At 46.5% G+C, this 19,625-nt stretch carries 15 protein-coding genes; 1 reads left to right on the top strand and 14 read right to left on the bottom strand.

All coding sequences use genetic code 11. From position 1 onward, the window contains the following. Window positions 1-57: 57 nt before the first annotated feature. Genes ACKU40_RS12955 through ACKU40_RS12915 form a run of 9 tightly spaced genes read right to left on the bottom strand, consistent with a single transcriptional unit; the run spans window position 58 to window position 8,476 of the window. Complete coding sequence (locus ACKU40_RS12955; protein WP_320173212.1) at window positions 58-978, bottom strand: transketolase C-terminal domain-containing protein; 921 nt, start codon at window positions 976-978, stop codon at window positions 58-60. Beyond that, the gene (locus ACKU40_RS12950) at window positions 971-1,777 is read right to left on the bottom strand and encodes a transketolase (RefSeq protein ID WP_320173211.1); all 807 of its coding nucleotides are present in this window, start codon (window positions 1,775-1,777) and stop codon (window positions 971-973) included. Before ACKU40_RS12950 ends, ACKU40_RS12955 begins: the two co-directional genes overlap by 8 nt. 16 nt (window positions 1,778-1,793) lie before the next feature. After that, window positions 1,794-2,825, bottom strand: a complete 1,032-nt coding sequence (locus ACKU40_RS12945) for a phosphotransferase (protein ID WP_320173210.1) — start codon at window positions 2,823-2,825, stop codon at window positions 1,794-1,796. Continuing rightward, window positions 2,812-3,438: a hypothetical protein gene (locus tag ACKU40_RS12940; RefSeq protein ID WP_320173209.1), complete on the bottom strand. Its 627-nt coding sequence runs from the start codon at window positions 3,436-3,438 to the stop codon at window positions 2,812-2,814. The genes ACKU40_RS12945 and ACKU40_RS12940 overlap by 14 nt, the downstream gene beginning before the upstream one ends. A 15-nt stretch (window positions 3,439-3,453) precedes the next feature. Beyond that, window positions 3,454-4,524, bottom strand: coding sequence for a radical SAM protein (locus ACKU40_RS12935; protein WP_320173208.1), 1,071 nt, complete (start codon window positions 4,522-4,524; stop codon window positions 3,454-3,456). An 8-nt stretch (window positions 4,525-4,532) separates the two neighbouring features. Then, the gene (locus tag ACKU40_RS12930) at window positions 4,533-5,099 is read right to left on the bottom strand and encodes an SIS domain-containing protein (RefSeq protein ID WP_320173207.1); all 567 of its coding nucleotides are present in this window, start codon (window positions 5,097-5,099) and stop codon (window positions 4,533-4,535) included. 16 nt (window positions 5,100-5,115) lie between these two features. Then, a complete protein-coding gene (locus ACKU40_RS12925) occupies window positions 5,116-6,066 on the bottom strand; it encodes a hypothetical protein (protein WP_320173206.1) in 951 nt (316 codons plus the stop codon). A gap of 1 nt (window position 6,067) precedes the next feature. Next, complete coding sequence (locus ACKU40_RS12920; RefSeq protein ID WP_320173205.1) at window positions 6,068-7,597, bottom strand: PfkB family carbohydrate kinase; 1,530 nt, start codon at window positions 7,595-7,597, stop codon at window positions 6,068-6,070. Further along, a complete protein-coding gene (locus ACKU40_RS12915; RefSeq protein WP_320173204.1) occupies window positions 7,598-8,476 on the bottom strand; it encodes an N-acetylneuraminate synthase family protein in 879 nt (292 codons plus the stop codon). Between the two features lie 198 nt (window positions 8,477-8,674). Here ACKU40_RS12915 and ACKU40_RS12910 point away from each other — a divergent pair, with 198 nt between their 5' ends. Next, window positions 8,675-9,985, top strand: a complete 1,311-nt coding sequence (locus tag ACKU40_RS12910) for a methyltransferase domain-containing protein (protein ID WP_320173203.1) — start codon at window positions 8,675-8,677, stop codon at window positions 9,983-9,985. A 153-nt stretch (window positions 9,986-10,138) separates the two neighbouring features. Here the strand turns inward: ACKU40_RS12910 and ACKU40_RS12905 are convergent, their stop codons facing one another. The 5 genes from ACKU40_RS12905 to ACKU40_RS12885 all read right to left on the bottom strand — a co-directional run bounded on the left by ACKU40_RS12905 (window position 10,139) and on the right by ACKU40_RS12885 (window position 19,622). After that, window positions 10,139-12,952 (bottom strand): glycosyltransferase, encoded by a 2,814-nt coding sequence (locus tag ACKU40_RS12905; protein ID WP_320173202.1) that lies wholly within the window; start codon window positions 12,950-12,952, stop codon window positions 10,139-10,141. A gap of 22 nt (window positions 12,953-12,974) precedes the next feature. Continuing rightward, entirely contained in the window at window positions 12,975-15,224 is a 2,250-nt protein-coding gene (locus ACKU40_RS12900; RefSeq protein ID WP_320173201.1) for a glycosyltransferase, read from the bottom strand. Between the two features lie 259 nt (window positions 15,225-15,483). Beyond that, window positions 15,484-16,569 (bottom strand): non-hydrolyzing UDP-N-acetylglucosamine 2-epimerase, encoded by a 1,086-nt coding sequence (gene wecB / locus ACKU40_RS12895; protein WP_320173200.1) that lies wholly within the window; start codon window positions 16,567-16,569, stop codon window positions 15,484-15,486. 94 nt (window positions 16,570-16,663) lie between these two features. Continuing rightward, window positions 16,664-17,680 carry a sialidase family protein gene (locus ACKU40_RS12890; protein WP_320173199.1) on the bottom strand — a complete coding sequence of 339 codons (1,017 nt, stop codon included), beginning with the start codon at window positions 17,678-17,680 and terminating at the stop codon, window positions 16,664-16,666. 1 nt (window position 17,681) lies between these two features. Next, window positions 17,682-19,622 carry a glycoside hydrolase gene (locus ACKU40_RS12885; protein ID WP_320173198.1) on the bottom strand — a complete coding sequence of 647 codons (1,941 nt, stop codon included), beginning with the start codon at window positions 19,620-19,622 and terminating at the stop codon, window positions 17,682-17,684. Window positions 19,623-19,625 lie beyond the last annotated feature (3 nt).

Genomic DNA, 19,625 nt, shown 5'->3' with positions numbered 1-19,625 from the left:
GGGGTTAAGAATCCCAAAACCTTTTATTATGGCTTCGCCGCTATGTCCGCCTGGTTTCTAAGTTAGCAGTTTGCGAGCTTCGTAAACTATATTCTCGGCAGTCAGCCCGTTGTGCGCGAAGTGTTGAAGTTGTGAGCCGTAGTTTTCGCTGAATGAGTCCGGAAATCCGATCCGTTTCATGCGTAGCGGATTGGGCAGACAGGCTTCCGCGAGGATTTCAGCTATTGCGCTGCCGAGGCCGCCGAGAGTGGTGTTTTCTTCCACTGTGATTACCGCCCGTGTTTCCCGCGCCCGTGAAATGATTGCCTCGCTGTCCAGCGGTTTGATGGTCGGCAGGTGCAGGATTGAGGCTTCGATCCCAGCCTGCTCCAGCAGTTCGCCGGCCTGTTTCATAATGCCCAGCATGACCCCGCAACCGATGAGCAGTACGTCCTTTCCTTCACGGTAGGGATAGGCTTTGCCGATCTTAAATGATTCTTCTTTGGTGACGATGGGATCGTAACCCTTGGCTAAGCGGATAAAGATGGGGCCTTGATGATTCAATGTCTGCGGCATGAGACGGTCCATTTCTTCAGCATCCGCCGGGGAAAGCACTGTCAGGTTGGGCATAACCCGCAGGATGGAAATATCCTCAGTTGCCCAGTGGGTGGGACCGAGCGGGGCATAGACCAGTCCGCCGCCGTTGCCGATGAAGCGCACATTTAAATTGTGCAGGCAGGCATCGAGCAGCAATTGCTCGTAGCAGCGCCGGGTCAGGAAACTCTGGATGGTATTCACGTAGACAACCTTGCCCTCGTGGGCCAGACCGCAAGCCATTCCCACTGCGTGCGCTTCAGCAATACCTTCCATGAAAAACCGTTCCGGCATCTCATTTTGGAAATGGGAAAGAGTACCCGCGCCGAGGTCGGAACCTACGAAAACTATCCGTTCATCTTTTTTGGCCAGTTGGTATACCTGTTCCAGACAAGCTTTACGCATGGTAATCCTCGATGCTTTTGATCATCCGGGCATGGTCTTCGTCGGACATTTTGGTTTTGTGATGCCAGTTGGGATTGCCCTCGGCAAAGGGGATACCCTTGCCTTTGACCGTGTGGCAGATGATGGCCGAAGGTTTGTCTGTGTCAAAGGGCAGGTCCGCGAAAGTCTGTTTCAGTGCTTCCACGTCATGCCCGTCAACTTCGCGCACCGCAAAGCCGAAAGCTTTCCATTTGTCGGCAAAAGGCTCCAGTCCGGAAATATCTTCAGTGGGACCGTAGGATTGCAGCTTGTTGTAATCCACAATGGCGTTAAGGTTGCTGAGCTTCTGGCGGGCCGCGCTCATGGCTGCTTCCCAGACAGACCCTTCACCGCATTCCCCGTCGCCGAGCACTGTGAATACGCGGCTTTTTGATTTGTCGATTTTAAGTGCGGCAGCAACTCCCACTGCAAGTGACAATCCGTGCCCAAGGCTTCCGGTGGCGAATTCAACCCCCGGTGTCTTGGTTGTGGGATGGCCTCCCACCAATCCGTCAAAGGAGCAGAAGCTGAACAGTTCTTCTTCACTGATAAAACCTTTTTCCGCCAGCAGCACATAGAGGGCAAGGCAGCCGTGCCCTTTGCTGAGGATGAAACGGTCCCGCTGCGTTGATTGCGGGTTGGCTGGGTCATATTCTAAAACCGAATCATAAAGCACGCGCAACATTTCCACCAAGGACATGGATGGGCCGATATGACCGCGTCCGGCATGGTGGAGCACATCCACAATTTTTTTTCTGAGCTGTTTAGAACGCTGGTCCAAAATTATCTCCGGTGTATTAATTCCGTAAATTCAGTACGGTTAGTATCTGTCGATTTTTATTAAGGAAATTTTCGGCCTTTTCAAGTTGTTGTGCGCGTAGTGTTTTGTGTTTGCCAACATCACCGCTGGCGAATTCCCGCCGTTCAAGGTGCTGGCTTATGAACTCATTAAGCAGGATCATAGACCACTTCAGGTGAAAGAGGGGTAGGTAGCTTTTGAAGCGCAGAACAAAACTCTCATCGCGTTCAAAAATATTTTTCATGCCCGCAAAGAAAGTTACCATCTGTTGCGCACTTAAATCCATAGCCGGATGAAGCAGGAAATCCGAGGTGGCTTTGACCGGATCATCCCAGCCGAAATATTCAAAATCTACAAAGGCGAGTCCGTTATCAGTCCGCAGCGCATTGTGAAAACCGAAGTCGGACGGGCTGAGACTCCTATTGCTCCGGGGGAGCGGAGCGGTCCATAACTCATCGGGGAAATCTTGTTTTGCATTGCCGATGCATTCTTCAAGTGCTGGCAGGAATTTGTTTTCAAGAAACGAATGCATGCTTTGGTAGACTTCGTCTTCTGCAGGAAGGGCTTGCAATTTTTCAAGCCGAGATTTGATGTTGCCTGCTACTTCTGCAGGTGAAAAACAAGCTTCGGCAGCATTGGGTAAGTCTATCGCTGCAGGAAGTATGGAAATATCTTTGAGTTCGGCGAGAAATGAGAGGACCTCCTCAATGTCTTGAAGCGTCGTCTCTTTGATAGGATTTCCGATGATGAAAGAATAAATTGCCCCTTGGGCGGATTCATCAAATTTCAGCGGACGGGGAATGTTAGTTATTCCTGATCCGGCCATGAATTTCAGGGCGGTCCATTCCTGTTCAAGTCTGCTGCGACCATCTGCCGTATGCTGGAGGTAGAATTTAGCCAGCAGACTCCTGCCGGACTTACAATCAACGCGGAAAACCCGGCTGTTACGTCCGGCGCGGATGTGTTCCGCTTTAAGCGGAGTCTCATCAGTAAGATATTGGACAAGTTTCTTGGGATCAGAATTTTCCATTCTCTAACCCCATGAATACGAAATCGCTGATTTGAGCAAAATCCGGCAGTACGGTCACGCCGGGAATATTGAGTTTTAGTTCTGAAGAGAAAAGTATCTTGGCAGTCTGCTGTGGGAAATCAGGTTCGAGATAAAGTTCCTTGAGATCGTCAATGAAGAGGAAGCATTGTAATTCATGAATGGTCGCGATTTTTTCCGTTCGCGTAGGCAGGAAGAAAACGTCATCCGCAGTCAGCCCTAAACCGGACTCGGAGAAAAAATTATGCTGACTCAGGAATTCCATTGCAGCCGCGCGCAGATCAACTCTGCTTTCTCCGTAATTTGGGTAACGGGTTTTGTGGCTGATAATCTGGAATTTGATCTTGCGTTCCTTTAGTCCTTCCAGAAAATTCCAGACTCCGGGCATCAGCTCCGCCCGAGCCATGTGAGTCCCGTAAATGGCGATCTGTAATTTCTGCCATTCAATATCACCATGTGATGAACGGACTGCATCCCGAATAAGTCTTTTTATTGCGGGAGTATTTGTTGGAATCAAAGCACGTTTCACGGCAATTCCATGCAAGGAATTGTCATAGCAAATAATGGTATTATCAAGGTCGATTCCAACGATCACAGACTTATCCCCTAATTAAATAAAATTAACATGAGCACCGGGATTTTTAAGTTCCCAGAGATAAGCGTTAATCTTGTCCATACGGCAATTAACGCGGCAGGATGACGGATCAAGCTCAGAGTTACACCACTTGAGTGATAGCATGCGTTTTTCTCCGGCCCAAAGCTCTTCGAAATTTTGCTCGGTAAGATTTCCATAATGAAAACGTTCATCGCCGATGTAAATTCCACAGCCCCAGATATTCATATCCACGTCCATGTATGACCAGAAGGGCAGGGCGTGACAACGTTCATATCCACGTTCCTGTTCCTGCAAACGGTCCATGGTTTTTTCACGGAAAATTACATTGAAAGAATCGGTGGAAATCTTGCGTAACTCTCGGCCTAATTCTTTGAACTCCTCGTAGGTGAGGCCGTCAAACTCTTTAGTAATTCCTTGCGGATGCTGGGAATAAGGTTTGACCACCATGTAATCCAGTCTCATTTCACGGCAGCGCAGGGCCAGTTCTTTCATCTCACCCGCATTTTCCGGCAGGAGCAGACTTTGTAATCCGAGGGTACAGTTTGAACCGAACTCTTTGCGCATTGCAACGGCATCTTCCAGATTCTGCATGACCTTTCCAAAATCGCCTTCTGGCCCGCGATGAACAGAGTCGTATGAGCCGGGACTCATTCCATTGCAGCTGACTTTGATCCATGAAATACGGTCCAGCATGGGGTGCAACTTTTCGGGAGTCATGAGTGCGCCGTTGGTTGTGATGCCCACATCAATTCCGGCATCAAGGGTGGCGGTACATATTTCAGTGAAATTGCGATTCATGAACGGTTCGCCCTCGCCGGAAAACATGATGCTTTTGACTCCGGTTGCAGCGATGCCTGGGATGCGTTGGCGGTATATTTCAAGGTCCAGATACTTGGGCACGTAATTCATGAAATCGTATCCGCAAAAGCGGCAGCGGTGGTTACAGGCTCCGCTGGGACTGACCTCCATGAAGATCGGGCCGATGTTCTCGTCTGCCAGCCATTTGGCAACACGGCTTGGGTGCAGGTGTAGCTTATGGGAATCTATGCGTAAATTGTCACTCATGAAAAACCTTACGGGGTGGGAATGGAAACTGAATCCATCCAATAATGGAGAATGCAGGAATGCCCTGTTTCTGCCATGCCGTAGGTGTCGGCAGGCAGCCAAAAATTTATGTCGCCCATGGAGCGCAGACTGTTATTCGCAGACATGGCACTGAGGGTAACTACCGATGCTCCGGTTTCTGCAGCAAAGTTACAGGCATTGAGCACGTTCGGTGAGTTGCCGGAACTGCTGATCGCTACCAGCATATCATCCGGAGTCAGCCTGCGTTTAAGCGGTTCCACAAAGACCTGATCATATGAAATGTCGTTGGCAAGGGCGGTAATAAGTGCCAGATCGGTAAAAACCTGCGTATGCACATGGGCATTTTTTGCAAGGTCTGCGGAAAAATGGCTGGCCATGGATGCGCTGGCCCCGTTGCCGATGAGATATATGATTTTACCCTGCTGGCGCAGTCTTTCGGTCATCTCCCTCCAGACAGAGAAAGCTTCATCGCAACCGTCTTTACAGCAATCGATTCCGCTTACTTCTATGGAGCTCAGACAGTTCTGTAGTTTTTCCGTGTGTTTATTCCACAAAGTTTTGTTCCGGTGCTTAAAGTTTTGTGGCAGCAGTATAAAGCTGGGGGATGGTCTGTTCATGAAATCCCCGGACATAATAACTCTTACCCCCGTCAGCTACAGTACGAACAAGCATGGTTTTCCAAGGTCTGAAATAGTACTGGGCATCGCTTTTTGGAGCTTCGCTGCCAACCTGTTCGGGCAGATCATGCAAATCACATACTAATGTTGTGAAGTTACGGATAGGGCTTGGCGCGGCATTGCGAACCATTGCCAGAGCCTTGAGGTAAATTTCCGGCGCCATGACGGCACTGCCGAAATTCATAACTACACCGTTTTCAAGTTGTTCAAGCTGCGCGGCAAAAATCAGGAAATCGCGGTAGCTGGCCTCTCCGATGGCGGCCCCGTCGCAATTTGGATGCTCGTGGATGATGTCGTAGCCGATTCCGGCATGCACAGTTACAGGGATGCCCAGTTCGTAAGCTTTGGCGAAAAGGCTGATATCTGCGTGAGGGAGTTTGTTTTCACAGATGTATTTACCCACTGCTTCACCGAAGCCAAGTCCCTGCGTATTGCCTTTGGAAATAATTTCGTTGAGTTGTCCGGTCTCCTGCCAGAGGCCGAATTGACCGTTGGAAATATAGGTTGCAACACATTCCGTGGTCTGCCCAAGGAGGGCGAATTCAAAATCGTGGATGGCGCAGGCTCCGTTGACCGCAATGCAGCTGATCAGCCCTTTTTCCATGAGTTCGAAAAGATAACGCTGAACACCGGAGCGGATCACGTGTGCCCCGATCATAAGCACGCGTGTACTGTTTTTATCCCGCGCTATGGTTAACTCTTTGGCTATAGCTTCAAGGGATGGGTGAACTTCGGTGCATGGCTGAGCCGTTTTAATAATCCCTGTATCAATCAGGCTTTTGCGTTCTTCAAGAGGAAGAACAGTCAACCTGCTGCGGTCGAATTGGCGGTATCTGCTACTCATTTTATTTCATTGTTGCGGTTATGTATTTACGCATGGATTGCTTGTCGATGGCCCGGTCATTCCCCATGATCTGTACTGCCAGTGATCCGGCAATATTTCCGAGGAAACCGACCAGTTCTTCATGTAACCCCATACAGGCGGACATGGCTGCAATGGAAAACAAAGCGTCACCGGCTCCGACACGGTCGACAACATTGGACTGGAAGGAGGGGATGCGTACAAATTCACTGGCTGGGTTGTAAAGCGAACAGCCTCTGCTGCCTTGGGTTACCAGACACATTTTGGTCTTTAGGCGGTCTCCGGTTTCAATGAGCAATGGGCGCAGTTCGTTGATCTGGTCGCGAGTCTCTAAGCGCAGTTCATGCTCTGCCAGTGAGAAAAAGTCCATCTGCGAATATTTGCCTATGGTATTGAAGCCACGGTTACCGGCATTGGCCTGCGTATTTACCGCAAGGTAGGGAGATTTTTTTACCAGCATGTCCACCACTGCGGGACTGATCAGGCCGTGCCCGAAGTCCGCAGCCAGTACGAGATCGTATTCGGAAATTATTTTGTCCAGCTCAGAGCAAATTTCCTGTTCCACATGTTCGGGTAACGGGCTGTCGTCCATGACGTATATTTCCATGACTTTGTTCAGGGAATAGCTGTCTATGAACCTGCGCTTGAGGGTGGTTGGACCTTTGAGTCGGGTGAAAAAATTGGTGCTGATTTTGGAGTCCAGCTTTTCGCGGATGAAATTTTCGTAGCGTTCTTTTTCACCGAGCATAGTCAAAAGGGTTACTTCCCCGGCAAAGTTGGCAACATGGTTGGCTACAGCCAGCGCGCCCCCGGCATAGAGTTCATGGGATTGGTATTTCAGGGCAAGGATGGGGTCCTTTGATGATTTACCCAGTGTGGAAGTGATTTGGTATTCATCAAGGATAGTATCACCGATGATGAGTACCTTGAGGTTCTGCATGCGTTCCAGATGGCCCAGCACATCGTCCAGCTCGTAGCGTTTGCGGAACATTTTGAGGTATTCGTCCAGCTCTTCACTGTTGCGGTTAAGGTAGCGGTTGATCAGGTTGGAGGAGCTGTAGACTATATCTGAGGTGAAGACCAATTCTGCGCCGATCTCGCGAACCACATCAGCTTCCTTACCGATTTTGCCCAGCGGATCATTGTCTATGTCTTTGAACTCATCTCCCTTGGCGTAGACGTGCGGGCGGATGGCGCGCAAGGTCTCTTCGGCTGTGGGCCATTCATTTATGGCTACGTAATCGGTCTCTCCAAGTGAGGCCAATGCTTCGGCGCGCAGGATTTCGGTGAAGGCAGGACGGTCCGGGCCTTTGTCTACATAATGATCCGGGGTCAGGGTGACAATTAATACATCCCCGTGTTCTTTGGCCTGATTGAAATAGCGGATGTGTCCGATGTGCAGCAAATCGAAGACTCCGTGGCAGAGCACTATCCGCTTGCCGCTTTCGCGCAGTTCCTTCGCGATTTCTGCAAGTTCTGAAACATTTTTTATTTTACTGTCCGCACTGGCCATTTAATCTGCTTTCCATGTTTTTCTTATTGATTTCAGGGGGCGAAGTCCGTCCACAGGATCGGCGCGCCACTCTCGGTCAGGCAACTCAGCTTCAACTGGTTTCTTAATCCCATCACCGTCAGCAGCAAAGCCTTCTTGAATGCTTCTGATCATTTTTTTCACCTGCTCTGGTAACCAGCAGTGTCCGAATTTGTATTCTTCGCCGGTTTCATCAAGATCAAGATGCAGCTCAATCACCTGTGCGTCATACTTATGGATTGCTCGCTGGATGACGGCTTCGCTCACTGTATGGTCAGACCAGCCGATTTTGCAATTGAATTTATCTTTCATGGTCTGCATGGCCGCAAGATTGGCCTGTTCCACCGGGGCGGGATAGCCGGATACACAGTGCAGCAGGGTCAGGTCAACGCATCCTGCCTCGCGTAAGGTTTGTACAGCTGCCTCGATCTCATTCATCTCAGCCATTCCGGTGGAAAGAACGATCGGTTTGCCGCTGGCCGCACATTTTACAAGCAGGTCGGTCCAGAGCAGTTCGTAAGAAGCTATTTTAAAGAAGTCCACATGCGGCGTCAGAATATCGACAGCATCAAGATAGAATGGAGTGCAGGAAAAGGCTATTTGTTGTTCTTGGCAACGCTTTGCAAGTAATGGGATAAAACGTTCAGGCAATTCCCAGCGAACTCGTTCCCGATGCTTGGCACTCTGGGCAAGAATTTCTGGAGCGAACAGTTCATTGATCTTGAATAATTGGAATTTTACAGCTCCACAGCCGATTCGCGTAGCTGTATCAATGAAATCGTAGCATCGCTTAAGATCGCAGCAGTGGTTGCTGGAGATTTCGGCTATGAAGATGGGATAAGAGTATTTTCTACTTGTCATAGAAAGTAGATAAAAACTTTATGTGAATGTTTCAAGCAAGTTTAATGAGATCGATTATTCTAATAAAGGTAAGTCATGTGTGAAAAGTCTTCATCAATGTGCTTATGTTTGATGTGGTGTTATTGTAAATTGTTTTTATGCGGTCTTATGTTTTTTTGAGGTCTTCCCCTATTCTGTACCGGTCAAATATAGAGAAATTTGGCCAAAAAAACTCCTTACCGCACAATTGTGCCAGAGCGTACCCCCGCTGGAGAGATGATCAAGACGATCACACGATTCGCTCCATCATGGAAAACAAATGCCTGGACTATGCATGAAATGATAACTCGGGAGTCACTTCAGGATGCAATTGCTAACGACCAGAATGTTATCTTCTTTACACACTGGGGCACTAGAGGGAAGGGAGAAGATGTTTCTAAGCCACTTTTAAGGCGTGAAAGTCTTACTGCTTTAGCTTTACTTTCCGAGATGCAGAAAAGTGGTGACGTTGAAGTTGTTTCACTTCTGGATTTGTTAAAAGAAGAAGAAGGTAAGTCCTTAGAGCAAGAAATTAATCGTTGTGGTGAGTATCATACGTACAACACTCATCCTGAATTGGATAATTATTATAAAGTTCATTTTGCGAAAGATAGAGTGGGCTTTTTTTCTGCGATCGTAGATAACTTGGGTTTGAAAGGTGACTTCTTTCTTGATGCAGGTGGAGGGACTGGGAATCTTTGTTTTCCTGCCAGCCAAAAATTCTCAAATGTTGTTTGTATGGATAAAAATCCAGAAGCGTTAAATGCCGCTCTGAGTATTTCAACTTCTTTGCAGCTTAACAACATTCATTTCAAAGTAGGAAATTTGGAGGATAAAAATTTCGGGTCAAACGTGTTTGACGTAATTTGTGCTCGAGGAGTAATCCACCTCGCCGACCATGATAAAGTTCTTTCTCAATTTCATGATGTTGCACGTAAAAATGCTACGGTAATGATCACTGTTAACGGAGATGGGTTTTATCAGCACGCAATTTGTGAGAAAAAAATGAATGTTGAAAAGTATTCTCGTTTACTGTGGAATACATTTCATAGGCGTGTTGGTGGAGATAGTGTGTTAGTTGAGGTGCTTAATAATCAGTCTATTTCAGACTCCATATTGGAGTGTGCTGAGGACTCTATCCTTGATCATGTGATGGATGTGGTGCCTACTCGGATGGAAAAGGTTATCCGTAACTATTGCCCGGAACTAAAGTCTCTTGTTGGCGAATATGCACTTAATTACCTATTCTTTTTAGCAAAGCAAAATGGGATGGAGCTTTCTTCTGCACAAGAAAGCCGTGCTGGAACGGTCATTGTTCCAGAAAAGAATTCTTGGGCATGTCATTACCCTGAGGAGTTTTTGGAGTTAGCTCAACGTGCTGGCTACAGTAATAGTTTTTGGCAGCATCAAAGCTTTTTTTCACCGGATCAAAGTGAAGATGATTATCATCAAGGTCTTTTAAAAATCTGGTTTGCACTGCTAATAAAATAACGATTGTTTTTGAATATCAAGATTGCAGGCTGTTGTCTTTTCCACTGGCTCCTTTCTTTTCGTTTGAATAGAGGGAAGGAGCCTGATGGCTTTTTTCTTAGTAAAAGGCTAATGCTATAGTCTGTACGCAAATTTGTGTTGAGGATGTTTCTATTAGTTTTCTAGTGCTTGTATTTCCCTCAAAACTTCGCGCCATCTTTCAGCATGCCTTTTCCGTGAAAAGTTTTCCCGGTAACGGATTTCGGCTTTTGCAGCCATTTCTTCACGTTCTTTGTTATTTTTACCTAACCGGATTATGTGCTCGGACAAATCCTCTTGTTTGTCCAACGAAAACATCAGCCCGGTTTCTCCGTGAACAATCATTTCAGGTATGCCGTAGACGTCAGAAGCTACGCAGGTTCTGCCTAAGGACATCGCTTCCATGATTGAAAGCGGCAGAGCTTCTTCCCGCGAGGGTAAGACCAGCAGGTCACAGGCATAGATGTAATCAAGGGCGTTTTCTTTGGCCCCTACAAAGTGCACTCGATGTGAATATGGCTGGTTCTTGCTCATCTCCACGATGTCCACTCCTCCGCGGTCAGGCAGTACCGGGCCGACGAAAATTACTCGTGCATTGGGAAGTTCTTCGAGAATCTCATTCATTTGATTTAGGAGAATGTCCTGCCCCTTACGGTGCTGTACGCTGGCAAGGCAGAGAATCAAAAATTCCTGTTCAGGAACGCCAATTTCCCGGCGTACTTCCTGAACAGAACGGGAACGGACTTCGGCAGCCTCATCTTCCCTGATGCAGTTGACGATGCTGAACCATTTTTTATCACGTTGTTCGGGTAAGGCTTTCCATTCATCTGTTACGGTTTTAGACACACTGACATTGTATGTGTATTGCTCCAATGCTTTCAGCATTACCGGCAAGGAACCTTCATCTGTAATCTCGCCGGAGTAGTGGTAGGGAGAGTTGTGGTGCATATATAACCGCGGGCAGTCAACGTTCAGGCCTAATCCGGTCAGGAATTCGTGAGGCTCGGTTCTTACGCCTTCAATGACTATTAAGTCCGGTTTCCCTTCTGGGAGGCGACAGGGAAGCCATTCTCCGTTAAATTCGTCTTGATCGGTTATGCCTAGATGGCTTTGCGGTTCCGTTCTGACCGTTGCAATAAAATCCGGCCATGAAGCATCTTCTCTTTCTCGCGGGATATGATACTGGCGGGAAAACTCTGCAATTCCAGCAGGTAGGGCGATTGTTAGCGGAGTTATCATCGTAACATTGCACAGATCGTCGTTAGCAAGAAGACTGCCCAGTGTCATGAATTTTGCTTGAGAAACCCCGTTAACTCCTCCTCCAATGTAGCCGAAGGCATTTGTTATATACCAGATGTGTTTTACATTACCTGCAGTTTTTGCTGAGTCCGGCAGCTTAACAGAAGGTAGTTTTATACCGAGGTCTGCAGCTTGTTTTCTGGTACGTTCTGCTGTTCGGTAGAGTTTTCCTGCTATTTGGAATTCGAATTTCTTCATCCATGCTAAGTGATAGTCCGGGGCCAGCAGGGTCGCACCTTCAAGAAAGCCGAGAGCTTTTTCTTTGTTTTCCGGAATATCTGCCTGACCGCACAGACTATGAGACATACGCTCTAGAATATGGCGTTCCAGATTCCAGAGTGATAGGTATAGCGATCCAACACTGTAGCAGGTTGAGAAGTCATCGTTTTTGATGAGTGTGTCCATGAAGAGAAGGACCGCATGTTTCTCCAGCGGATAAAGAGATAGTAGGATTGCAGCAACATCGAGAGCTTGCGCTGTTTGTCCTGCGGCATTGAGCTTTGTCGCTCTTGTAGAAATTTGTTTATAGAGTGATGCAAATTTGTCCTGCGTTACGTTTGCTGCATCGGGCTTCAGGAAGTGAGTTTTTTGTCTGGGGTCAATCTGGGCCATCAAGCCCAGAATGTGCTTTTTCAGGTTTTCGAGCTGTTTTTCTATTTCCCGGTCTGCGTTCTGTTCAGCCCTGTTGGGTGTGGATATAGAGAAGTCTGCGCGGACCAGTTGAGGTGGAATCCAGTTGGACCAGTGCATTTCATTTTCAAAATTTTTGAGCCGTGAAGCATCGTAGATATCCGGATGCAGTCGGACAATTTGTTCCTTGATCTCAGCGTCTTTTTGTCTTGAATTAGTGATCATGGAATCCGCCTTGCGGCGGTAGAAAAAAAGCGGTTCATCTATCTGTATACCGATGTGACCGTTTTTAGTGGCTCGAATCCATAATTCCCAATCCTCATATCCACGGGTCATGCTCTCGTCATACCCGCCTAGTTCTTTCCACATGGATTTGCGGAAAAGAGTAGTGCAGGTCTGCTGGTTGGTGGCAAAGAAATTGGCCGGGACAAGATCATTTTTGGGCCAAATTAAATTTGAATGCCCAAAGAAAAGGGCCTTGCTGCTGACGTAATCGAGTTCGGGATGTGATTCGAGCACCTCCACCGTTTTGCTGAGAAAGGTGGGGGCAATGAGGTCGTCCGCATCAATAGGCAGTATATATTTGCCCTTGGCAATAGTGCAGCCTCTGTTTCTTGAACGAACCAGACCTCTGTTTTCCTGATTTATATGCCGGATGCGTTGGGTCGGAAATTCATTTTCAAGCTGGGTGGCTACTTCGTCTGTATTGTCTGTGCTGCCATCGTTGATGATAATAATTTCAAAAGAGTTAAAATCTTGCTTCAGCAGGCTGTGAACGCATTCACGCAGATATTCTGCATGGTTGAAGCAGGGGACAACAAAAGAAACCAAAGGGTTTCCTTGCTCAGGGACCATGATTTCCCCTTCCGCTAGTTGGGACTGCATCACCCACGAGGCCAGTATTTCGGATTCTCCCTCGTTTTTTAGAAAATTGACAACAGCTTTAAAAAGGTTTTTAGGGCGTTTGCCCGTTCCTGCATATTTTGAAACTGCATCTTCGAGAGTCGTCTTGTTTGGCATTGTAAGTACGGGGTTTTAGGGCTTATTGATGGTTTTTGTTGAATATGTCTCGTTCTAATGCCCTACGAGCTACTTCGACAACTGTTTTCATTTTTTTGGTCCAATTCAGTTCTTTCAATGCGTATTCTCTTATATGCAGACGGAGCAGTGGGTTTTTTCTGCATTTCTGAGCAAAATCAAGAAGTGAGATCATGTCTACAGGCGACTCGTCGTGATTAATGATGTGGCAAAATTCCATGCTACGATTAAAATCGACGTCTTCGTCTGCAAACATGATTGGAAGCCCTCGTAATGCATATTCGCGATGCTTAAGAGCTGCTATTTGCTTAAGGTTGTTGCGGAAAAAAGCTAATGAACCCACTGCAAAACAGGATATATCAGCATATGGATCTATTTCTGATTTATTTTTCCTTCCATGGAAGATGAATGTGTCTCCAACATTTAGCTTGGCGACAAGGGTTTTGTATTCATGTAAGGTCGGACCGTCTCCAATGACGTGGAACCGGAATTTTTCCGCAATTTCAGGTGAATTACCACACCCCTTAATGAGTCTGTCCAACCCATGCCAGTGGTTGTAATGGGCAACGCATAGAGCATGTATTTTCCCGGATTTTTCTGGTTGTTTGGACAAAGGAAGATCTTTTTCATCGATCCCATTTCCCATAACTCTATAGCTTTTGGACTTTGAAGCTCTTCTACGTTCGTAGTTAACTATTTCGCTTGTGACGCCAACGCCTCCTAATCCGCGTTGTATACATGTAGAACCGAATGCCAGCTCATTTATAAAAGAGTTGGGGTTTGTCTTAATTAATTCGTCAAGTTCTATTGTTTGGTGCTCAAATAAAATGTTCTTGAAGTTACGGGTTATAAATTCAACTCCGGCATCTGCTGGAGGATAACGCATGTAAATAACGTCAGGCGAGAGACGTTTTAATATCTGTGCGGCAATAACACCTCGTTGAGCATATCCATTCTCGAAATTGCGTAAATCAATGAAGTCAAAATCATAAGCAGATGTGTCTACAGAATCATCGCCAGTACCTAAAACAATGCAATGACTATTGGGATGATTTGCTTTCAGTCCACGTATTTGTCCATCTACTTTTTTGAAGATTTGGGGATATGTGGCATTAACAAAAGCAACAAATATTATTCTGAAATCCTGTATCGGCTGCGGATACAGATCTGCGTTTTGGGATTGAAAGATATGGTAAAGTTTGCGTCCATTGAAATCTGCAATTTCATGATATGAGTCAAGGCAGGAGTGTTTTATTATAAATTCAGCAAATTTTTCCGGGGCATAGTCAACGTATGCATGTTTCATTTGGGGTTCATTCTCAGAATGAGTCAGTAAGAACATCTCTTTCATTTCCAGTGAGCGTAATAAATTTACAAGCTTTGAATGAAGTTCTTCTGTTTTTAAAAAATGGTGAAAAATCGCTAGAGCAAGGACAGTGTCGAATTTTTTTCCTTCTCCGATGTAGTTAAATATGTCATCGGAAACAATTTCAAACTCGGCATCATTTGCTTTTTTTAATTTGTGAAGAAAGAACAGCTGTTCGCCAAGATTTTCGACACCTACGCACTTTTTACCAAGTCTTTCCAGAATAGTAGGAAAATACCCCCAATGTGTTCCGATATCCAATACCGTTTTGCCTGATGGGAGCATATGGTCGATGATGATAGACGAGCGTCCTGTGTGGCGGATTGGCCAGTGAGTGAATTCAGGGTGATCTATTGGAGCATAAATTTTACCACCCCTCCCGGGGACATTGGTGTATCCTTTTACTTGCTCACAAAATTCAACCCATTTTGTATGTCTAACAATAATTTTAATGGGAATTGCTTCAAGCTTTAACAGCTTTGAAAAAGTAAGACGATGTCGTCCATTGCAAAGTAGTAATTGTCCATCCCTGTCTACTGCAACAGATATAAAGTCGTTTATGTCTGTTTGACAAAAACCGAACTCTTTGATGTTGGTGTATATTTTGTCGAGTCCTTTGCACCTGTTTAGAAATTCATCAGCAGTAGAGCATCCCCATCTTATCTCGCCCTGTGATATCAATTTTGCATTGTGTTTATAATATTCAATATTATCCCATTCATCGCCGGCTAAACGGCGTTTAAATGAAGAATAAAACATAGTAGCATCTTCAAACGGGCTTTTTTCTTTATCCCAATCTCCATCGATGATTGAGTTTGTATGCTCGTAAATCTTGAAAACAACATGTGTGCACATTTTGATTTGTTCAGGAGAGACCCAGTAAATCATAAGATATACCCTGTATTGAAGACTAAAAGATTACTTTAAATATATGCTAACAGTTAATGTTTGAGTTTTAAGTTGCTGAATATGCGTACTTAATTTCGAATAAATAATCGTCTGAGACATCATTTCTGTATTTTGAAGCTTTTAATGTATAAAAGAAAATGCCACAAAAAAAAGCATTATGTCAAAGGCTTGCCTTAGGGGAAGACAGCTGCACACACTATGCCAATACCTGATTATGAGGGTGTGAGTCTACTGATGTCTATACAGGAATGCCTTCTTTGACAGCTTTCACAATCTTTTTTGCTGCGTCTCCATTTCCATATAAAGAATTAGGCTTATGGCAGTCTCTAAGAGCCTTTTCTCCATATAATACGATGTCATCGCGGTTAGGGGGAGATAAAAGGTTCCATCCACACTCTATCAACTCACGCCACCCCGTATCGGGCATAATAACGACCGCACGACGGTTCGCATAATATGCCTCTTTTTGCAGGCCTCCGCTGTCAGTTATTACAAATGAAGAAGCGCAAACTAAAGACATTAATTCAACATAACCGAGAGGGGGAAGTATCTTTAAGCCGTCGACCAGATCTGTTAGTCCGAATTCTTGTATTCTCTTTGTGGTCCTTGGATGGATTGGAAATACAATTTCAAGATCAGTCTTGCGTCGAAGTTCATTTAAACCTTCGAGTATCCCTTTTAGATAGGCTGCGTTGTCGGTATTAAAATCACGATGAATAGTTGCAACAATAAATTTTTGAGGTTGTATTCCGTGCTCTGAACATTGTTTTTCCGGAGAGAATTTTGGATACATATGCATAAATAAATCATACATAATGTCGCCTGTGACGCTGGCGTTTGTTTCAATATTTTCTTTTTTCAGGTTGGATAACGATAAGTCTGAACAACAACATAATATTGTGGATAGTTTGTCAGTAAGTACACGATTAATTTCTTCCGGCATAGATTTAGGCTGTTGTCTAATTCCTGCTTCAACATGAATAACAGGTATATCTATCTTAGCGGCAGCAAGAGCTCCTGCGAGAGTTGTATTTGTGTCACCATATACAATTAGTCCCGCAGGATTTTCTTTTATAAGCACCTGTTCTACTCCTGTAAGAGCTGCTGCTGTCATCTCTGCATGTGATCCTGAGCCTACTCCAAGATTGTAAGCCGGATTGGGGATATTTAGTTCATTGAAAAAGATGTCGGACATTTTAAAGTCATAATGCTGCCCGGAATGGATAACAATATGTTCCCATTCGTGATTTTTTGTGACTTCAGCACTTATGAGAGCTTCCTTGATAAACTGTGGTCTTGCACCGACTAAGGAACATATTTTCATGTTGTGTCCTTTCAATGTGGTTGGGTTTATAAAAGAAATTTATTAGCCGCATCTGCAACTATTAATCGAAGGTCAAAGAGGTAGTGTCAAAAGATTATACCCCAAGCACCATCCGTTCCACAACCGGCCCTTCATGCTTGCGTGAAATATAGTAGACGGCAATAACCTGCCCTTTTTCGTTAATGGCCAGATCACCGTAACCGCCGTGAAATCTGCCGCCTTTGTACCATGCGAGGGTCTGGGGATGGCTCCATGTTTCGCCACCGTCTTCGGAGATTGTCAGGGCAACACGGCACTTTTTGTTTTTGCGGATCATGCCCCGGTAGATCGCCAATACCCGTCCGTCCGGCAGAAGCTTGACGGAAGGCGCTTCTCCGTAGATTCCGATAGGCTCTGGAGTGGACCATGTCCTGCCGTCATCATCAGAAGTAGCTTTGAATAACCCTTCCATGCAAGGAGCTTGACGCATGAGGGCCAGTATCCGTCCTGAAGGCAGACGGGTAATAGATGTTTCATTGAGCCTGTATTCCGGAAAATATTCGTAGATGTAAGACTGCTCCGATATTTCCCCTGTCTTGGGATTTAAGCGGAAGGTGCCGCAGCCCGGACCGTTGTAAAATGTTCCGATGAATGTGTTTTCATCATCTAGAGCAGGAATGAAGTGTCCGAAAGAGGCCCACTCCCCGCCGGGAATGTCCAGCGGCTGACGGTCAGGAAATGTCCTGCCGCCGCCCGTGCTCAGGGAAAAATAGTTACGACGCAGTTCTGAGGTATGGGTGCGCGAAATGAGTAGCACATTGTTGTTGCCCAGATGAGTGACCAAGGCGTCATGTTCGTTTGTATGGTTGTCCGCGTGGCTGATTATCTGTTGCGGGCGTTCGAAGGTTTGACCGTCGTCAGTAGAGCGGGTGGTATAGATGTCACCGGCCATACCGTGATCCATTCTCTGGCGCAGGTCTTCGCTGATGTTCACAGCCCTGCGGAAGCCCACCAGCAGCTCTCCGTTAACATCGGTAATGGTCGGGAAGGATTGATAACCGTCCCATTCCTCCGGGGTTATTCGCGTGGTGTCGATAATTGAGACTGAAAGTTTGGGACGTGTTTTTTTCATTCTATTCTCCGGGCCGGGGTTCTATGCTGAATCCGGTGCTGAAATTAAATTTGGGGTCCGGTCCGCATCCCCGCGTACTGGTCTCGTCCATCTCCTGCATGGAGAAGAATATCCGTACAAAAGGCGATGGCGCGGCCTGCCTGCATTTGATCATGCCGATAAAACCATGTTCAGGATATAGGGGGCTGATTTCCAAGGCCCGTTCAGCTCCGCCCAGCACTACTTTTGAATCGGTCATGCCCAGCCCCTGCGAAGCTGATACGGCAAATGAAATATTATCGCTGTGGTCAAAGGTCAGCCCGTTGAGGGAAAAGTGTTCTTCCTGTCCGCCGTTACTGCTGCAATAGAAAAGTCCGGTCGGGTCCATGTCAGCAGTGAGCAGGGTGACATGCCCTATGCGGGCGAATCCAGGAGGTCTGCAAGTCAGCGCAAAGCGGTACAGTATATCTATCTGTTCTTTTTTTTTATGGATGCGGACCGCTTTGTCGAGCATGCCTTGATATAAGTCTATGGAGCATGAAGCGGTGATGAATTCGTCGCTTTCGGAAATAAGCGGCGTAATTCTGGCCAGATCGGTGTCTTTTGGAATTCCCGGACCTTCCATGATGATATGGCCGGAAAAGAAATCCGCGCCAAGATCTATTTCTTCAAAGTAGCCATGTCCGAGTGTTCCGAATGCGGGGATGTTGTCATGGGAGCGGAATGACGCTTCCTGTATAGCCAGACCCTTGGCAGTATTCAGGGTTACATTTGCGCATTCAGATTCCAGTGTAAGCATGCGTCCATGATTGCGGGCCGGAGTTCCGGAGACTTGAAAATACGGTTCGCGGACTGCCGTCTTGGTTGCAAAGGCCAACTGTTCAAGTTTTGTAAGCGAGTCATTATAGCGTTTTCCGGTGATGTGGGTGCGCAGATCGCTGGACCAGCAGAAGCAGAGGTCTCTCCATTTCTCTTCATTATCAGCGCAGAAGGGAAATTCCTGCTCAAGCTTATGACAGACAGCACGGCAAAGGGAATTGAGCTGGAAATCGTCGCGTCCGCTTAGAGCCCAGCGGGTGATGTTGTATTTGCTTTGTTTCTTGACTGGAATAGGCTGACTGGCACAACTCAGCTCAAGCTCATTCCCTCCGTATTTGTGGCCCAATCCCTTAAGCACAGCAGAGGGTAGCTGAAATTCATGACCGCGTTTCAGCAGGATTTTAAATACCTGTTCAATAAGTTTCCATTCGCTTTCCGCTTCCTGCACGGCTTCATTCTTGTAACGGCGGGGGCGGAAATCAAAAATTTCAGCATCATTGCCGTAGATGGGTAACCAGCCTTCTCCGGTTCCCAGCCCCTCTACGTAGTCGAGGTATTCATCCAGTTCCAATTCCCGGTGGGCGAATCTCTGTAATTTCTGGAAGACCATGGAACGGCTCCATATTACCGGAATGGATTCACCGTTGGTTCCCTTGGCCCGCTGAGGGAAATGCTGGATATGCTCATCCCAGTCAGCGTAACGGGCAGGGTTGTCGTAATCCATGAAAACTGCTTTATAGCCTGACTCCAGATAATGTGCAGCCATTCCTGCCGACCACGCCTGTTCATTGATCAGCGCGATCTGGGGGATCGTTGCCAGAATTTTTTCCCCGGTTTGTCTGCCTAAGACGAGGTTGGCCCGGTTTAATGACGGAGGAACAAGGGGGCCGATGATCTGTCCGTAGCCGCTGCCGATGAATTCGGCTTTGCCGGAACGAAGCAGGACTTTGAAATCTTTAATCCATTGTGGATCGAGGTCGCGAATGATCTCGAGAGTGATTCCAGAAGCCTCAATACCCAGCGGATAGCCTTTTTGGACCAGTTTCAAGAGCGGCCAATAGCAGCGTTTGATAACCTCCGGGCGGCTCTCTTCAGGAATGGAAGAGAACATGAGGTTGAGGTGGAATATGGCAAAAAATTTCATATC

The sequence above is a fragment of the Maridesulfovibrio sp. genome (genome assembly GCF_963666665.1).
Classification (GTDB): Bacteria; Desulfobacterota; Desulfovibrionia; order Desulfovibrionales; family Desulfovibrionaceae; genus Maridesulfovibrio.
The sequence above is the reverse complement of the archived record's forward strand: the minus strand, read 5'-3'. Positions and strand labels throughout refer to the sequence as shown.